Source organism: Bacteroides faecichinchillae JCM 17102 (assembly GCF_000614145.1).
Lineage (GTDB): Bacteria > Bacteroidota > Bacteroidia > Bacteroidales > Bacteroidaceae > Bacteroides > Bacteroides faecichinchillae.
The window spans coordinates 43,553-58,702 of the sequence record NZ_BAKK01000029.1 but is presented as its reverse complement, the minus strand read 5'-3'; the positions used below and the strand labels follow the sequence as shown (position 1 = coordinate 58,702).

The window sequence follows — 15,150 nt, the reverse complement described above, 5'->3', positions numbered from 1 at the left end:
AATATCTCTTTGTGTATCTTCCTTATAACATCAAGGACAAGGATTTGGTGTATCGGACTGTCCGCAAGATAGCCAAGGAAAAGAACCTCAAGGTGATTTCCTATACTGATAATATCATTAAGGATAAGTATGCTGATCAAACCATCTTTTTTGTGGATCCGGGAAAAGTCCTTTCGCTGATTATGCATGCCGAAGTAGTGGTGACAAACTCATTCCATGGTACAGCTTTCTCTATCAACCTCAACAAACAGTTTTGGACTTATATGCCGTCAAACTTCTCAACTCGCATTACTAGCATCCTGAACCTTTGCGGATTGGATAATCGTCTTTTGGAGGCGGAAATTACCGATAATCAGATAAACGAAGTCATTAGTTTTTGCAATGTCAATACTGTACTTCAGCATGAACGTCAAAAAACATACGACTTCCTAGCCCAAGCTTTGCAATAAATGTATTTCAAGACACTATCCAAATCTGAGTGTTGTGCATGTACTGCATGCGAGCATGCCTGTCCTGTTAGTGCCATCACTTTTTTGCCGGATGAAGAGGGCTTTCTCTATCCGTCGATCAATAAAGACAAATGCATCAACTGTGGACTCTGTGAACGGGTTTGTCCCGTAGCACATCCTAGCTACAGTAATTCGGAGGCTCCTGCTGCCTATGCTGCTATGGTTAAAGACGTGGAGCAACGGAAAAAGAGCTCCAGCGGTGGCATGTTCTATGCCATTGCCTGTTGGATTCTGCAGCAAGGGGGAAAGGTATATGGAGCATCCATGGACGAGAACCATCAGGTAAAGCATATTGGAGTAGATAATGTAAATGACCTTCAATTGCTCCGAGGATCCAAATATGTCCAGAGTGACTTGCAGTGTGTTTTTGCAGATATCAAGAATGATCTCAAGGCTGGACGTTGGTGCTATTTTGTTGGCACAGGTTGTCAAGTGGCTGGTTTGAAGGCATTCCTTCGCAAGGATTATGAAACACTTTTGACTTCTGACCTTGTGTGCCATGGAGTTCCGAGCCAGTGGCTGTTTGACCGACATATTCAGTATCTGGAAGAAAAACATAAAGGTAAAGTATCTGGCTATCAATTCAGAAACAACAAAACGTGGGGGGGTTCTGAGATTTTTAATCTCAGAAACCCCAAGGGAAAGGTAAAACGCTATAAATTCCCTTCTTACAATCTCAGCCCATACCTATACAGTTTCATGTACGCTATGACCTACCGCTACTCATGCTATGATTGTAAGTTTGCTCGCATACCAAGGCAAGGGGACATTACCCTTGCTGACTATTGGGGAGTTAAGGAGTTTTTTCCTAATCTTGACAGTTCAAAAGGTATTTCGCTCACGCTCGTGAATAGCCCAAAGGGAGCAGTAATATTTGAACAAATAAAGAATATGTGCGAGGTGTGGCATTCTACTATTGCTGATGGTGCGAAGCATAACGGTAATCTGATTCATGTATCAGAGAAGAATGGGCTTAGGGAAATATCATATAGGGAAGTGAAAGAAAAGGGTTATGCAAAGGTTGCAAAAAAGACATTCCGTGCCCCTAATTACTATTCAACACTCATCAAGTGTAAATTGGCTGAATATAAGATCATGAAAGGCTTTATTGAATGGAAAAACAGGCGAAAATAAAATATGATTTCTTGTCTCATGCAGTCTGTATCCTGTTTCTCGTATATACAGTATTGAGGACTTACTCACTTTTCGGAATACGTATGGCCGACGTGATGGACTATCTGCTGATATTTGTTTATCTGATAAAATGCGGTATAAATCCGAAAGTGCTTCCTCGAAAACTAAATTACTATTTTGTTTTTTGGGTAATAAGCGTAGTCTTTTCTTCTGCATGGAGCGGGCTGAGTGGGTTACGACCTCTTATGGGTATTGTACACTCCTATTTGTTTTATTTGATGTTATTTGACAAGAGTAATAAGGAGCTTTTGCTAAAGTATTATCGATTGATTGGCTTCGGATTTATATGTTTCTTCTTTCTGCAGGAGTTTACATTCTATACTATCGGTACCCGAATTTCCGGTTTGATTCCAGGATTAGCGGTGTTAAGTGATTTTGAAAGTGCTTCCGAGTTCGCTCAGTTCCGGATGTATATCGGACGATCAAGCTCTCTCTTCAGTGAACCAGCTCATTTTGTTCAATTTCTCTTACCGTTACTTGCTGTTGAATTGTTTGGAGCAGAAGATAAAAAACATAATATTCGGGCATTAATAATAGTTGTTGCTTTACTTCTCTCGCAATCTGGAAATGCGGTGTTCGGACTGGCAGCAATCGCGGTTGTGTATGTAGTAAAGAGGTTCTCTGAAAAAAAATCATTTGCCACAATAGCTGTTACTATTGTTATTCTTGCTGGTGCTGTTGCCGGTGGTATTTACTACCTCTCAACTGAGAAAGGAAAAGCTTTGATAGACAGAAAGGATCAATTGTCTTTGACTGACTACGAAAGCGGGAAGTCGGGGTTCATCAGAATTTACAGAGGTTATTATGTTTATGATAATCTCAGTCCGATCGAGAAGATTATCGGAGTTAATGATTTCTCTACACTAAAAGCTCGTATCAATACCTCTGAAGTAGGATTTATGTTTGGTGATGATGATACATATTTTAATGCTATCCAGGATATAATGATAAGAACCGGTCTGATAGGTCTTTTTATTTTCATTTTGTTTCTAGCAGACTTATGGAAGCATAACAACTATTTGGGAAAGTCTTTGATTTGTTGCTTGATTGCACTGGCATTCATATCAGCTATTAACTTAACAAGTACAATGGCAATGTTCTTGGTCCTTGCCATTTATGCAAAGAAAAATAATGAAATTCAAAATATTTGATGAAGAAGATATTATATGTAATGCACATATCATGGGGCTGGATAAAACAGCGGCCACAATTTATTGCAGAAGAGCTTGCAAAGACGTGCGAAGTCGATGTGTACTACCGTATGTCCAACCACAATAAGAAAGGAGAAAATCCTTCTCTTGAAGCAGGTAACCTTCATGTTAAAGGATTTCGCAACTGGCCTTTCGAACGTTTCACGTTTGTACCTGTGGACCTTTCATATCTGATCAATAAATGGATATGGAATGCCACGAATATAGATGTTGATAGTTATGACTACATTTGGGTCACAGATCCGGTTTTGTGGTGGTCTTTCAAGGATAAGATTGATCCGACAAAGATAAAGGTAATATATGACTGTATGGACGACTATTCTGCGTTTCCATACATGGACGATTATCCAAAGTACAAGGTCTTCAAGGAAAAAAATGAAAAGGAAATCCTACAAACTGCTGATTATGTGATTTGTTCAGCAAAGGCTCTTCAAAAGAAACTATATGAACGTTATGGTATAGACAGGGAATATACTATCGTTAATAATGCCATTACAAAGAATATTTCAACTTACGAAGATCAGATTGATGGCATCGGACTTCCAAACAATTCGCTTGTGTATATAGGTACTATATCAGAGTGGTTCGATTTTACAAATACCCTTAAGGCTCTAGATGAATATCCAGATTTACATGTTGTGCTCTATGGCCCAAAGCGAATGGAGCAATTCCTCAGCATGAACGGTTGGAGTTTAGAGGATCAACTTCGCATTCAAATCTTCTGGCTATTATGAATAAAGCAAAAGGGTTGTTTATGCCATTCATTCTCAATGAACTTATCGAGTCTGTTAATCCTGTAAAACTCTATGAGTATATCTATTCCGGTAAACCGGTCCTTGCTACCAGATATGGAGAAACAGAACCTTTCTCTGATTACGTGACTTTGTATTCAGACTACTCGGAGTTCAGTAAGTTCATTCGCGAAAACATCATTTCAGATTGTGAAATTGATAAGGATGCAATGCAACGCTTTGCACTCGATAATACTTGGGAAGCAAGAACCGGGCAGATCCTCAAATTGATTGATCCGAAATGAAGAAACGATACGATATAGTCTTTGTAGTGTTAGTGTATCGGAACACACAAGACTTGGAAGAATTCTTTATACACCTCGCTTGTAAGAACGCCAAAACTATTGTGGTTGAAAGCTTTTATAATAATTCCTGCACACAGGATTTCAAGGCTATAGCTAAAAAATACAATGCGGACTTTGTTCCGGTTCCAAATAAGGGCTATGGGGCAGGAAACAACAGAGGATGTGAATATGCCATGGAACATTATGAATTTGATTATCTGGTCATCTCTAACGCTGATATCATAATCAAACGACTCGACTTGAAAGTCCTTAGACAATACAATAATTCCATAATTGCTCCTAAGATTATCAATTTGAAGGGCAAAAATCAGAATCCATCCTCGCCGTTTAACCCGACACGCCTTTCCGGGCGGTTTGCACTATGGATATACAATGGTAATCATACAAGGCTCATTTGGATATACTTTGCACTATCCCGCTTAAAGAAAATTCTGTTTTACTGCACATCGTGGATTAATCGAAGCATCTTTTCTGCCCATGGAGCCTTCGTAATTATTCCAAAGCAAGTACTGATGTCTTTATACCCGCTTTACAATGAGGAAATGTTTTTGTTTAATGAGGAAGAGCATCTTGGTAAGTTGGCCCTTTCAAGAGGAATTAAGACATATTATGAGCCCAAGGTGGAGATAGTACACAAAGAAGATGGAAGTATGAAAATCGCTTCTGTCAACGAATTTGAAAGCTTAAAACAGTCCTACAATGTTTATTTCAATTGTTGGATAAAAAATAGATAAAATAACGATGAAAAATCATGCTTTTGTTTTCCCTGTATTCAAGCAGCCAAAGTTGTTGGTCCGAATACTACGTGTGCTTGAAAAAGAAAATCATGATTATTCTGAATTTATGTAATTTGATCAGTAAGCCCATAGACAGAATTAAGTATGCACTAAATTAATTCCACCAATGGGTACTAAATTTAAAAAACTCAAAATCATAATGAATGACTTTAATTTGTATAAAGGAGCTTGGATATCCTCTCTCCCCCTCATAAGATGAAGCGAATAAGTGAAAAAATGTAATCAATTGTTAAATATGGGGGGGTACCTAGTAAGACAAACATTTAATTTTGACCAAGTTGACAATTCTTCTTTTTGGTATGTGATTAAGGACTCTTTTGGAGGAATGGAGGAACTTTCTTCTAAAATGAGAAATCAAGTTAAGAAATCATTCAAAACATATGCATTTAAAAAGGTTGGTGGCGAAGAAGTCAAAAGTAAGTGTTATGAAATTGTAGCATCTGCACAAAAAAGTTATAAGATACATACTGATGTTGTATCAAAGAAATCTTGGTTAAAATGGATTGACTATATGATGAAGGCTGATAACTTTGATTTTTGGGTGGCTTACGAATTATCCTCAGGGAATCCTGTGGCTCTTGCAATAAATAAAATCTTCGATGACTGCTGCGACTATCAGAGTATGAAGTGTAATCCTGTATACATGCACAATTCAACATATCCTTACTATGGGTTGATATATGAAATGAATCGTTATTATCTGAATGAGCGAGGGGTGAAATATGTTTGTGATGGAGCACGTTCAATTACAGAACATTCAAATATTCAGCCTTTCCTGATAGATAAATTCCACTTCCGTAAGGCGTACTGTCAATTAGAGATAGTCTACAAATGGTATGTTGGTATTATTGTAGTAATGTTATATCCATTTAGAAAGTTGATTAAACATTCTGGCGTAACGGCTTTGCTGAACCTAGAGGCGATGGCTCGAGGAGAACTTTGAAAATAATTATTATATGACAGATTATGGCTTGGTGTCCATTATAACACCAAATTATAACTGTGCGCGCTTTATTTCGGAGACAATAAAGAGTGTGCAGGCTCAGACATATCCGAACTGGGAGATGATTATAGTGGATGACTGCTCGACGGATGGGTCTGACAAAGTCGTGGAGCCATATATGGAGGAGGATCAACGTATCCGATTCCTGAGAAACGAATATAATTCTGGTGCTGCAGTGAGTCGTAATTATGCACTTCGTGAGGCTAAAGGAAGGTGGATAGCATTCCTTGATAGCGATGACCTATGGATGCCAGAGAAGCTGGAGAAGCAACTGAGGTTTATGGTGGAGAATGGGTATCACTTCAGTTATCATAACTCCTTTGATATTGACGAAAATGGCGCAGAAAAAGGCAGATTGGTGACAGGACCGAAGAAGGTCGGTCCAATTTCAATTTACAACTATGACTGGATTGGATGCCTCGCCGCCATTTATGACCAAGAAGCGGTGGGCTTGATTCAGATCGAGGACATTAAGAAGAACAACGACTATGCCATGTGGATGAAGGTTTGCAAGAAAGTTCCTTGCTACCTATTGGATGATACTTTGGCTAAATACCGTATCCGTCAAGGTTCTATCAGTCGCCATAGCAAGACTGCCCTCATCAAGTGGCACTACAAACTTTTTAATGAAGCAGAACATCAGAACCCGGTTCTGGCAGGATTCAACACCATCAGAAATCTTTTCTTCGGAGTGATAAAAAAATAGTTTACGAAAAGAAATATTGATCAATAAACAAAAGTTTAACTTAAAAAATAAGTCATGACAAATTTAGAGAAATATAACAACGTGTTTTGTGAAAACCTTCAGATAACGGAAGATCAGCTCGTAGGTTTACAGTATCAGGGTGTAGAACTTTGGGATTCTGTGGGGCATATGTCGCTCACCGCAGCTTTGGAGGATGCTTTTGATATCATGTTGGAGACCGATGACATAATTGATCTATCATCCTATGAGAAGGGTATTGAAATTCTTAAAACAAAGTACGATGTCGAGTTCTAATCTATTGGAAGGCAAGGTTGCAATCATCACTGGTTGCAGCCGTGGTATCGGTCACGCCATTATGGAGACATTCGCCAAGAATGGTGCGACGGTATATGCTGTCGATTTGATGGAAGGTAGTATGGATGATTTAGCATCTGACAGTATCATCCCTTGTTATTTCGATATTACTGACACCAAGGCTATTATCGCACTCGTTCAGCGTGTGAAGAAAGAACAAGGAAAGATTGATATCTTGGTGAACAATGCAGGTATTATGCTAGATGCGTTGATTTCGATGGTAACTGATGCACAGATTCAAAAGACCTTCGAGGTGAATGTATTTGCAATGATGCACTTTATTCAGTATGTGTCGAAGATCATGAGACGACAGAAGTCGGGTAGTATTGTGAATGCGGCATCGATTATGGGTATCAGTGGAAACTATGCCCAGATGGTGTATGCAGCAAGCAAAGGTGCTGTGATTGCATTGACAAAGTCGGCAGCTAAGGAATTGGCGCAGGATGGCATTCGTGTAAATGCTGTAGCTCCTGGAACTATTAATACCTCTTTGCTGCAAAGTACCCCTAAAGAAACATTGAATCAAATCAAGTCAAGAATCTATTTTGGTGAACTGGGTACTCCTGAGGAGGTTGCCAATGCTTATTTGTTCTTGGCGTCAGATATGTCATCATACATCTCCGGTCAGGTGTTGGGGGTAGATGGTATGATGGTTAATTAAGTTTGAATACGAATGTTTGATTTACAACAATACAAAGATAATGTCGCGATTGTGACCGACCGTAACGAGTCCTTAACTTATAATGAACTTCTTGAGGAGGTGGAGTGTTTTGCTTCGGCCTTCACTCAGAAAGGTCTTGTCTTCACCCTCTGTGAGAATCTCTTGGGATCGTTTGTGGGCTATGTGGCTTGTATGAACAAGCACATTCCGCAGGTGTTGCTGGATGGCAGTAAGGATCTGGAGTTGGTGCAGAGATTGATTGCAGTCTATCAACCGGAATATCTCTGGATGCCTACAAAACGTATTGAAGAGACTGGTGGCGAAACTATCTATCAGTATCAGGAGTATTCGCTCCAGAAAATGAGCTATGAGATACCTATAGCCAATAAAGAAATCAATTCCGATATCATCCTTTGCTTGACAACATCGGGCAGTACGGGTTCGCCTAAGTTGGTACGTCTGTCGGAGAGAAACCTAGAGAGTAATGCGGAGAGTATTGCTGAGTATTTGACGATTACGAGTGAGGAACGTCCGGTGACTACCTTGCCAATGTATTATAGCTATGGTATGTCGGTGATTAACAGTCACTTGATAAAGGGCGCTACTATATTGCTGACAGATAAGGCAGTAATGCAGCGTGAGTTTTGGACTTTCATCAAGGAGCAAAAGGCGACGTCGATTGCAGGCGTACCATATACATACGAGATGCTTAAGCGTTTGCGTTTTTTCCGTATGGATTTGCCTTACTTGAAAACAATGATTCAGGCAGGTGGCAAGTTGAATGCGGCTTACGTGAAGGAGTTTGTGGATTTTGCCGAACAGAACGGTAAGGAGTTTATCGTAATGTATGGCCAGACTGAAGCGGCTCCGCGTATGAGTTATTTGCCGTTTGATAAGGCGGTGGAGAAAAATGCTTCGATTGGTATTGCCATCCCTGGTGGCGAACTATCTTTGGTGGATGCCGATGGTAACGTAATTACTGAGCCGGAGATAGATGGCGAGTTACTCTATAAGGGCGAGAACGTTTGCTTGGGTTATGCCGAAGTGCGTGCCGATCTACTGAAAGGTGACGAGAACCATGGCGTGCTCCATACGGGCGATATAGCGAAGTTTGATGCAGATGGCTATTTCTACATCACCGGCCGTATGAAGCGTTTCGTTAAAGTTTGGGGAAACCGTACCAACCTTGATGCTGTAGAACAACTGGTTAAGGTTATTACATCGAATTGCGCTTGCTGTGGTGTGGACGATCTAATTACGGTATTTGTGACAGAGGACGGATTGGAAGAGCAGATTAAGGCTTTACTTGTGGAGAAGACTGGTTTCAACCCTCGCGCTTTCCAAGTAAAGAGGATCGATGGCATTCCAGTGAAGACATCGGGTAAGATTGACTATCCAACACTTCAGGAAATGCTGTAACCACTTAGATGAGATATTATGGATATAAACGAAATTCTGGAAATCGCTCCTTATTCACTGGATAAAGAGCAGAAACGCCAGTTGCTGAATGAACGTTTGCATAAGCTGACTCGCAAGCACTATGCTCAGTGTGAACCATACCGAAAGATGATGGATGCGATTGGCTTGGATATCAACAACCTTCCCGACTATGAGAAGTTGCCTTTTTTGCCAGTTCGTCTGTTTAAAGAGTTTGAACTGCGTAGTTGTGCAAAGGATGAGGTAGTGAAGACCATGACCTCAAGCGGCACCACCGGTCAGGCTGTGAGCCGTATCTTCTTGGATAGAGAGACGTCAAGCGCACAACAGAAGTGCTTGACTAAGATAGTCAGTCACTTCCTTGGTACTCAACGTGTGCCGATGCTGATATTGGATTCGTCGTCGGTCATTAAGAATAGAAATATGTTCTCAGCTCGTGGCGCAGGTATCTTGGGTTTCTCTATGTTTGGTAGCAAGCGCCAGTATGCGCTTGATGAGAATATGGAACTCGATATTGAGGGTATGAAGGCATTTCTTGAAGCACACCAAGGTGAGACTATCTTTATGTTTGGTTTTACCTTTATGGTATGGCAACACTTCTACAAGAAACTGCTTGAAACAGGTTATAGACCTGACTTGAGCAAGGGAGTACTGATTCATGGCGGTGGTTGGAAGAAATTGCTTAACGAGAAGGTGTCTTCTGAAGAGTACAAAGCAAGTTTGAATGAGGCCTGTGGAATTCTTCCCGAAAACGTGCATGACTACTATGGTATGGTGGAGCAAACAGGTTGCGTCTATATGGAGTGTAAATGTGGTCATCTGCACGCCAGTGCTTTCAGCGATCTGTTGATTCGTCGTCCTTACGACTTTTCATTGGCTAATGTCGGTGAGAAAGGATTAATTGAGGTAGTGAGTGTACTCCCAGGTTCCTACCCGGGACATGTGCTCTTGACCGAGGATGAAGGAATGATACTCGGTGAGGACGATTGCCCATGCGGTCTGAAGGGTAAATATTTCAAGATTGAAGGTAGAATTAAAAATGCGGAAATCCGCGGATGTAGTGATACTTATGCAGCCAAGTTCTAATTATACATTACTCTTCCCGAAGGAGATAAATTGGGAGGAGTTTACCGCATATCGTCCTGATGTGCCTTTTTCTGACGAAGTTGTAGAGTTTCTGAATGCCCTTTCCGGAGCGATCATGAAAGATAGATTGAGTCGTCTGTATCCAGATGCTATTACCTTTGCTTATTTCTGCCGAAAGGCTAATTTATTGAAGCTCAAAGTTCAGTATGTGCATGTAGATGAATTGCGTTTGGGGCGTGGAGTGCTCTTTCATATTGCTCCTTCTAATGTGCCTATCAACTTTGGCTATTCGCTGGTTGCAGGTCTTTTGGCAGGAAATGCCAATATCGTGCGCGTCAGTTCGAAGCAGTTTGCACAGGTTGATCTCATCATCAAACATATGCATGAGTTGTTGGAGAGCGGACAGTACAACGAGGTTGCAAATCGCATTGCATTGGTGCGTTACGACCGTTCGAGTGATGCAAGCGCATACTTCTCATCTATAGCCAATGTGCGTGTAATTTGGGGAGGTGATGCTACCATTCAGACCATCCGTCAGAATTCCATTCCGGTACGTTCGTTCGATGTTTGCTTTGCCGACCGTTACTCGATCGCGGTCATTCGTCCTTCGGCTATTATGGCAGCAAGCAATACAGAGATGAAGAAGTTGGCTGAGGCGTTCTACAATGACACTTATCTCTTTGATCAGAATGCTTGTTCGGCGCCACATACTATCTTCTGGCTCAACGACCCTTCGCTAACAGAAGCAAAAGAGCGTTTTTGGAGTGCTGTTCATGATCATGTGGCAACCAAGTATCAGTTGCAGGCTGTGATGGCGGTTGATAAATTGACAGCCCTCTATCGTCAGGCGGTATGTATGAACATCATGCTGAACCGATGCCCGATAATATAGTGGTGCGTGTAGATCTCAACGAGGTACCAATTAATATAGATGACTTCCGATGCTCTTGTGGTTACTTCTCGGAGAAGACTATTGAGAGCCTTGACGAGATTTCACCAATCGTGAGCAGCAAGTACCAGACCCTCGGCTACTTTGGCTTTGAGAAGGAGGAATTTACCGAGTTCGTCTGCAAAAAACGCTTCCAAGGTCTTGATCGTATAGTTCCTATCGGCGAGACTACTACCTTCTCCCTTACTTGGGACGGATTTAATTTGATCGAAATGTTTACGAGAATTCCTTCGATTTTGTAAGACATCATGCGGTTTGTAAATAAGAAAACTACAGAACTTTCGGTTCTGGAGAAAGAAGAAATCTGCACTTGTTATGCAGAGGTGTTTGAAGGTCATGTAAAGCCATTGCTGGATTTTGATAGTCAGTATTTGAATACCTGTTTGGGTTATTCTTTCCATACTTTGCTGACAACAGATGAAGACGAAATTGTGGGGCAGTATGTTGTCGTGCCTTTTAAGTATTTTTATAAGGGGCAGAATATGCTGTTCTCTTTTGGTGCCGACTTTATGATTCGCAAGGATCATCGCAATGACTTTAAGAATGTGATGGGGCTTTGTGGAGAGAGCTTGAAGTATTCGAAAGCCAATGGTGTGAAATGTATCTTTGCTTTCCCTAATGATTTGTCGTATCTACTCAATTTAAGAGTGCTTCGCATGAAGGAAGTGGGTAAACTGCATACATATATTCTTCCTTACAAGGTGGGTGATGCAAAACCTGCTTTAACACGTTTGAATATTTTCTCTAAGTTGTTCTGTGTGATGATGCTATGGCTTTCGAAGTTTGATGGGAGAAGCCAGCATTCAGAGACCTTGATCCACAGAGATAGAAGTTCTTTTAATGATACTCGATACAAATGGTTTAATCCGGAGGAATATAAGCTTGTGGAAGAGAAGGACTTTACCTGTTCTTGGAAATGCACAGACTTTGATGGTGTGAAGGCCGCGTTCTTGATGGATGTATATCCGTTGTCAGCTAAGAATTTTAATCGGGCGGTAAGGAAAATGTTTGATGCAGAAAAGAACAACGTAGGTATTTTCCTCTATGTGGGCGAGTTGAGTTTCAATCCGATATCTATGATTAAAATTCCGTTGAAGTATGCGCCAAAGAATTTCAACTTTGTGGCGCAGATTCTCGATCGAAAAGAGGTTTCTGCGGATGATGTATTCAATATTAATAACTGGGACGTGAATTTATCGTCGTACGATTTATTGTAGAGATAATGAAAAAAGTACTTGTAATAGCAGCTCATCCAGACGATGAAGTGCTTGGCATGGGCGGAACAATAGCCAAACTAGTAAAAGGTGGCTGTGAGGTGAATGTGCTGATTGTGACGGATGGTAGTTCGTCGCAGTATCGCGATTCGTTGGATCTCAAGAAAATTATTGAGGATAAAAAGAAGGAGACTTGGGCGTGTGCTCAGAAGCTGGGTGTGAAGAATGTATACTATGGTGAACAGCCGGATATGAAACTGGACTGTACACCGCATATTAATATAAATAAAGTAATAGAGCAACTGGTGCGTAAATTGGAACCAGATACGGTGTTTACGCACTTTTGGGGCGATGTGAATATGGATCATCAGAATGTGTATAAATCTACGTTGGTGGCTGTTCGTCCGGTGATGGGGCAGGTGGTGAAGGAACTGTATTGCTATCGCGTGCCTTCGTCCACAGAATGGACTCCTTACAAGGCTGATACGATGTTTATGCCGAATGTGTTTGTGGATATTTCGGCCGAGTCTAAGCAGAAGTATGCTGCCTTTGCAGAGTATGCTACTGAGCTTCGCGAATATCCTCATCCACGTAGTATATTGCACTTGAAGGAAGTGGATGTGGCTCGTGGTTTAGAGGTGGGGCAAGGCCCTACGGAGACGTTTGTATTACTGAGAAAACTGTGTTAAACGATGGGGAAGTTCTTGATAAGATGTTACGAGATCTTGTTTGCGGTGTTGTTTATTACAGTATTCTTGTGGGTATATATGATCACGTGGATAACAATTCATATTGTGAGTCCGGGGCCTGCTATCTACAAGGCTCGTCGTGTGGGATTGCATGGAAAGATTTTTACTTGCTATAAGTTCCGCTCGATGCGTGTGGACAGTGGTAAGGTGAGATTGACCACTCTTCTGAACGATGACCGAGTTTTTCCATTCGGCAAGTTTATTCGTGCTACGAAGATTGACGAGATGCCACAAGCATTCAACATCCTCTTTGGCGATATGAGCATTGTGGGTCCTCGCCCTGAGGATGAGGCAAATGCTGCCAACTACTATGTTGGTGAGTATAAGCATATATTGGACGTAAAGCCGGGGCTGACAAGTCCTGCAAGTCTGTATGACTACACCCATGGGGAGAAGTATGAAGATTCGGATTTGTACGAGAAGGAGTTCATTCCACAGAAACTGAAATTGGAGTTGTATTATGTGGATCATAAGAGCTTCTTTTACGACAATTACCTGATTCTGAAAACTTCATGGCTTATTTTATTGACGATTTTGGGTAAGAAGAACTTTGAGGTACCGAAGGAACTGGAGGCTAAAAATATTACTTAGTTATGCAAAAAACATAAGTGGGCATAGAGCGTGATGTTGTGGATCGAATCTGCTGCCTGCTGTGAAGATTGGATTAGAAACAATAAAGAATTTTAGTTATGCTAACTGAAGAAAGAAAGACAATTTATCTTTGCCTTGCTCATATGAGCGAAGAGGGTTATGAACAAAAATACGTGAAAGAGGCTTTCGATACCAATTGGGTAGTGCCGATGGGACCGAATGTGAATGCCTTTGAACAGAATTTGGCGGATTTCGCGAATGCAAACTCAGATGGCTCGAAGCTCGACCGCAAGGTGGTGTGTTTGAGTGCTGGTACTGCAGCTCTACACCTCGCACTTATTGCATGTGGTGTTCAACATGACCACGAAGTTTGTGTTCAGAGTTTCACTTTCTGTGCATCTTCTCACCCTATCACCTATCTTGGTGCAAAACCTGTGTTTATCGACTCTGAACGTGATACATGGAATATGGATCCAGAACTCCTTGAAAAGGCTATTCTTGATCGTAAGGAGAAGACGGGCGAATATCCAAAAGCCATTATTCCTGTAGCCCTTTATGGTATGCCATACGACTGTGAGCGTATCATGGCTATTGCTAACAAGTACGGGATTCCTGTGATTGAGGATGCTGCCGAAGGTATGGGGTCTCGTTTCAATGGTCAGGTGCTCGGTACATTTGGTCGTTTTGGTGTGCTGAGTTTCAACGGTAACAAGATGATCACAACTTCTGGTGGTGGTGCCCTCATCTGCCAAAAGAAAGAGGATGCCAATAACGTAATGTGGCACGCTACGCAGGCTCGTGATGCATATCCATATTATCAGCATACCGAGATTGGTTATAACTATCGCATGAGTAATGTATGTGCAGGCATTGGCCGGGGGCAGATGACTGTCCTCGATGCTCATATCGCCCACCACAAGCATGTGCAATCTCTTTATGAAGATTTATTGAAGGATGTTCCTGAAGTACACATTCACAAGCAACCTGCAGACCCTCGTTATGATGCTAACTTCTGGCTTTGTGCAGCCACCCTCGATGCAGATGTGAAGATTAAGGGGCAGGAGAATGCCTACAAGGAAGTCATTCAGACAGCCGTAGGTGGTGCCGCAGGTGTCATCAAGCCGTTGATAATGCCGTAACTGATTGTCAGCCTAATGAGAATGTAGAGGCTCTACGCGTGTTTATGCTTGGCAAAAAAGTGGAGTGCCGTCCTGTATGGAAGCCTATGCACAAGCAGCCAATATATGCGGATGCAGTAGCTTACACAAATGGCGTGTCAGAAGAAATCTTTAAGGTTGGATTCTGCCTGCCTGCTGGTCCATACGTGAGCGACGATGATGTCCGCTATATCGTGGATTGCATCAGAGAGGCTATCGTTAAATGACGTTTCGTGGATTATTGAAAGGGATATGGGGTGATTATATCGAAGACATTTTTACTAGAATTTGAATGGAGATAAGGTTGATGAGCCTTTTATACCCTGCAACTATGTTGCCCGTCCTATGATGGAACTGGTCATTGCATAAAGTTGAAAATTCAATCAAATGATTTTTTGGGGAAATAGGTATTCGTGACTTTCTATTACTGAGAGTT

17 protein-coding genes and 1 pseudogene are annotated in these 15,150 nt (G+C 41.5%); all 18 read left to right on the top strand.

Going from position 1 to position 15,150, the window contains the following annotated elements:
* The coding region (locus JCM17102_RS14380; protein WP_025075649.1) for a polysaccharide pyruvyl transferase family protein at positions 1-449 on the top strand (449 nt) is incomplete at its 5' end.
* A complete protein-coding gene (locus tag JCM17102_RS14375; RefSeq protein WP_025075648.1) occupies positions 450-1,643 on the top strand; it encodes a Coenzyme F420 hydrogenase/dehydrogenase, beta subunit C-terminal domain in 1,194 nt (397 codons plus the stop codon). It begins immediately after the preceding gene.
* The gene (locus JCM17102_RS14370; protein WP_025075647.1) at positions 1,622-2,854 is read left to right on the top strand and encodes a hypothetical protein; all 1,233 of its coding nucleotides are present in this window, start codon (positions 1,622-1,624) and stop codon (positions 2,852-2,854) included. The genes JCM17102_RS14375 and JCM17102_RS14370 overlap by 22 nt, the downstream gene beginning before the upstream one ends.
* Positions 2,854-3,648, top strand: a complete 795-nt coding sequence (locus tag JCM17102_RS14365; protein WP_025075646.1) for a glycosyltransferase family protein — start codon at positions 2,854-2,856, stop codon at positions 3,646-3,648. Before JCM17102_RS14370 ends, JCM17102_RS14365 begins: the two co-directional genes overlap by 1 nt.
* Positions 3,645-3,950, top strand: a complete 306-nt coding sequence (locus JCM17102_RS14360; RefSeq protein WP_025075645.1) for a glycosyltransferase family protein — start codon at positions 3,645-3,647, stop codon at positions 3,948-3,950. Before JCM17102_RS14365 ends, JCM17102_RS14360 begins: the two co-directional genes overlap by 4 nt.
* Positions 3,947-4,744 (top strand): glycosyltransferase family 2 protein, encoded by a 798-nt coding sequence (locus tag JCM17102_RS14355; RefSeq protein WP_025075644.1) that lies wholly within the window; start codon positions 3,947-3,949, stop codon positions 4,742-4,744. Before JCM17102_RS14360 ends, JCM17102_RS14355 begins: the two co-directional genes overlap by 4 nt.
* 298 nt (positions 4,745-5,042) lie before the next feature.
* Positions 5,043-5,750 (top strand): hypothetical protein, encoded by a 708-nt coding sequence (locus tag JCM17102_RS14345; protein ID WP_025075643.1) that lies wholly within the window; start codon positions 5,043-5,045, stop codon positions 5,748-5,750.
* A gap of 13 nt (positions 5,751-5,763) precedes the next feature.
* Complete coding sequence (locus JCM17102_RS24050; protein WP_033886896.1) at positions 5,764-6,516, top strand: glycosyltransferase family 2 protein; 753 nt, start codon at positions 5,764-5,766, stop codon at positions 6,514-6,516.
* 54 nt (positions 6,517-6,570) lie between these two features.
* On the top strand, positions 6,571-6,810 hold the full coding sequence (locus JCM17102_RS14335) for a hypothetical protein (RefSeq protein ID WP_025075642.1): 240 nt from the start codon (positions 6,571-6,573) through the stop codon (positions 6,808-6,810).
* Entirely contained in the window at positions 6,797-7,531 is a 735-nt protein-coding gene (locus JCM17102_RS14330; RefSeq protein ID WP_025075641.1) for an SDR family NAD(P)-dependent oxidoreductase, read from the top strand. Before JCM17102_RS14335 ends, JCM17102_RS14330 begins: the two co-directional genes overlap by 14 nt.
* 12 nt (positions 7,532-7,543) lie before the next feature.
* Entirely contained in the window at positions 7,544-8,950 is a 1,407-nt protein-coding gene (locus JCM17102_RS14325; RefSeq protein WP_025075640.1) for an AMP-binding protein, read from the top strand.
* Positions 8,951-8,968: 18 nt separating this feature from the next.
* On the top strand, positions 8,969-10,054 hold the full coding sequence (locus tag JCM17102_RS14320) for a LuxE/PaaK family acyltransferase (RefSeq protein WP_033886892.1): 1,086 nt from the start codon (positions 8,969-8,971) through the stop codon (positions 10,052-10,054).
* Positions 10,038-10,946, top strand: coding sequence for an acyl-CoA reductase (locus JCM17102_RS27785; protein ID WP_275564405.1), 909 nt, complete (start codon positions 10,038-10,040; stop codon positions 10,944-10,946). Before JCM17102_RS14320 ends, JCM17102_RS27785 begins: the two co-directional genes overlap by 17 nt.
* 110 nt (positions 10,947-11,056) lie before the next feature.
* The gene (locus tag JCM17102_RS31810; protein ID WP_275564404.1) at positions 11,057-11,245 is read left to right on the top strand and encodes a hypothetical protein; all 189 of its coding nucleotides are present in this window, start codon (positions 11,057-11,059) and stop codon (positions 11,243-11,245) included.
* Between the two features lie 6 nt (positions 11,246-11,251).
* Positions 11,252-12,220 carry a GNAT family N-acetyltransferase gene (locus tag JCM17102_RS14310; RefSeq protein WP_025075638.1) on the top strand — a complete coding sequence of 323 codons (969 nt, stop codon included), beginning with the start codon at positions 11,252-11,254 and terminating at the stop codon, positions 12,218-12,220.
* Positions 12,221-12,225: 5 nt separating this feature from the next.
* The gene (locus JCM17102_RS14305; RefSeq protein ID WP_025075637.1) at positions 12,226-12,906 is read left to right on the top strand and encodes a PIG-L deacetylase family protein; all 681 of its coding nucleotides are present in this window, start codon (positions 12,226-12,228) and stop codon (positions 12,904-12,906) included.
* A gap of 3 nt (positions 12,907-12,909) precedes the next feature.
* The gene (locus JCM17102_RS14300) at positions 12,910-13,557 is read left to right on the top strand and encodes a sugar transferase (RefSeq protein WP_025075636.1); all 648 of its coding nucleotides are present in this window, start codon (positions 12,910-12,912) and stop codon (positions 13,555-13,557) included.
* A 98-nt stretch (positions 13,558-13,655) separates the two neighbouring features.
* Positions 13,656-14,941, top strand: a pseudogene (locus JCM17102_RS27780) (DegT/DnrJ/EryC1/StrS family aminotransferase).
* Positions 14,942-15,150 lie beyond the last annotated feature (209 nt).

Bases quoted from the DNA above. Each gene is read 5' to 3' on its own strand.
- JCM17102_RS14325 (WP_025075640.1), top strand. From the start codon at position 7,544: ATGTTTGATTTACAACAATACAAAGATAATGTCGCGATTGTGACCGAC.
- JCM17102_RS14300 (WP_025075636.1), top strand. From the start codon at position 12,910: ATGGGGAAGTTCTTGATAAGATGTTACGAGATCTTGTTTGCGGTGTTG.
- JCM17102_RS14360 (WP_025075645.1), top strand. From the start codon at position 3,645: ATGAATAAAGCAAAAGGGTTGTTTATGCCATTCATTCTCAATGAACTT.
- JCM17102_RS14370 (WP_025075647.1), top strand. From the start codon at position 1,622: ATGGAAAAACAGGCGAAAATAAAATATGATTTCTTGTCTCATGCAGTC.
- JCM17102_RS24050 (WP_033886896.1), top strand. From the start codon at position 5,764: ATGACAGATTATGGCTTGGTGTCCATTATAACACCAAATTATAACTGT.
- JCM17102_RS14365 (WP_025075646.1), top strand. From the start codon at position 2,854: ATGAAGAAGATATTATATGTAATGCACATATCATGGGGCTGGATAAAA.
- JCM17102_RS14335 (WP_025075642.1), top strand. From the start codon at position 6,571: ATGACAAATTTAGAGAAATATAACAACGTGTTTTGTGAAAACCTTCAG.
- JCM17102_RS14375 (WP_025075648.1), top strand. From the start codon at position 450: ATGTATTTCAAGACACTATCCAAATCTGAGTGTTGTGCATGTACTGCA.
- JCM17102_RS14320 (WP_033886892.1), top strand. From the start codon at position 8,969: ATGGATATAAACGAAATTCTGGAAATCGCTCCTTATTCACTGGATAAA.
- JCM17102_RS14345 (WP_025075643.1), top strand. From the start codon at position 5,043: ATGGGGGGGTACCTAGTAAGACAAACATTTAATTTTGACCAAGTTGAC.
- JCM17102_RS14330 (WP_025075641.1), top strand. From the start codon at position 6,797: ATGTCGAGTTCTAATCTATTGGAAGGCAAGGTTGCAATCATCACTGGT.
- JCM17102_RS27785 (WP_275564405.1), top strand. From the start codon at position 10,038: ATGCAGCCAAGTTCTAATTATACATTACTCTTCCCGAAGGAGATAAAT.
- JCM17102_RS14305 (WP_025075637.1), top strand. From the start codon at position 12,226: ATGAAAAAAGTACTTGTAATAGCAGCTCATCCAGACGATGAAGTGCTT.
- JCM17102_RS14310 (WP_025075638.1), top strand. From the start codon at position 11,252: ATGCGGTTTGTAAATAAGAAAACTACAGAACTTTCGGTTCTGGAGAAA.
- JCM17102_RS14355 (WP_025075644.1), top strand. From the start codon at position 3,947: ATGAAGAAACGATACGATATAGTCTTTGTAGTGTTAGTGTATCGGAAC.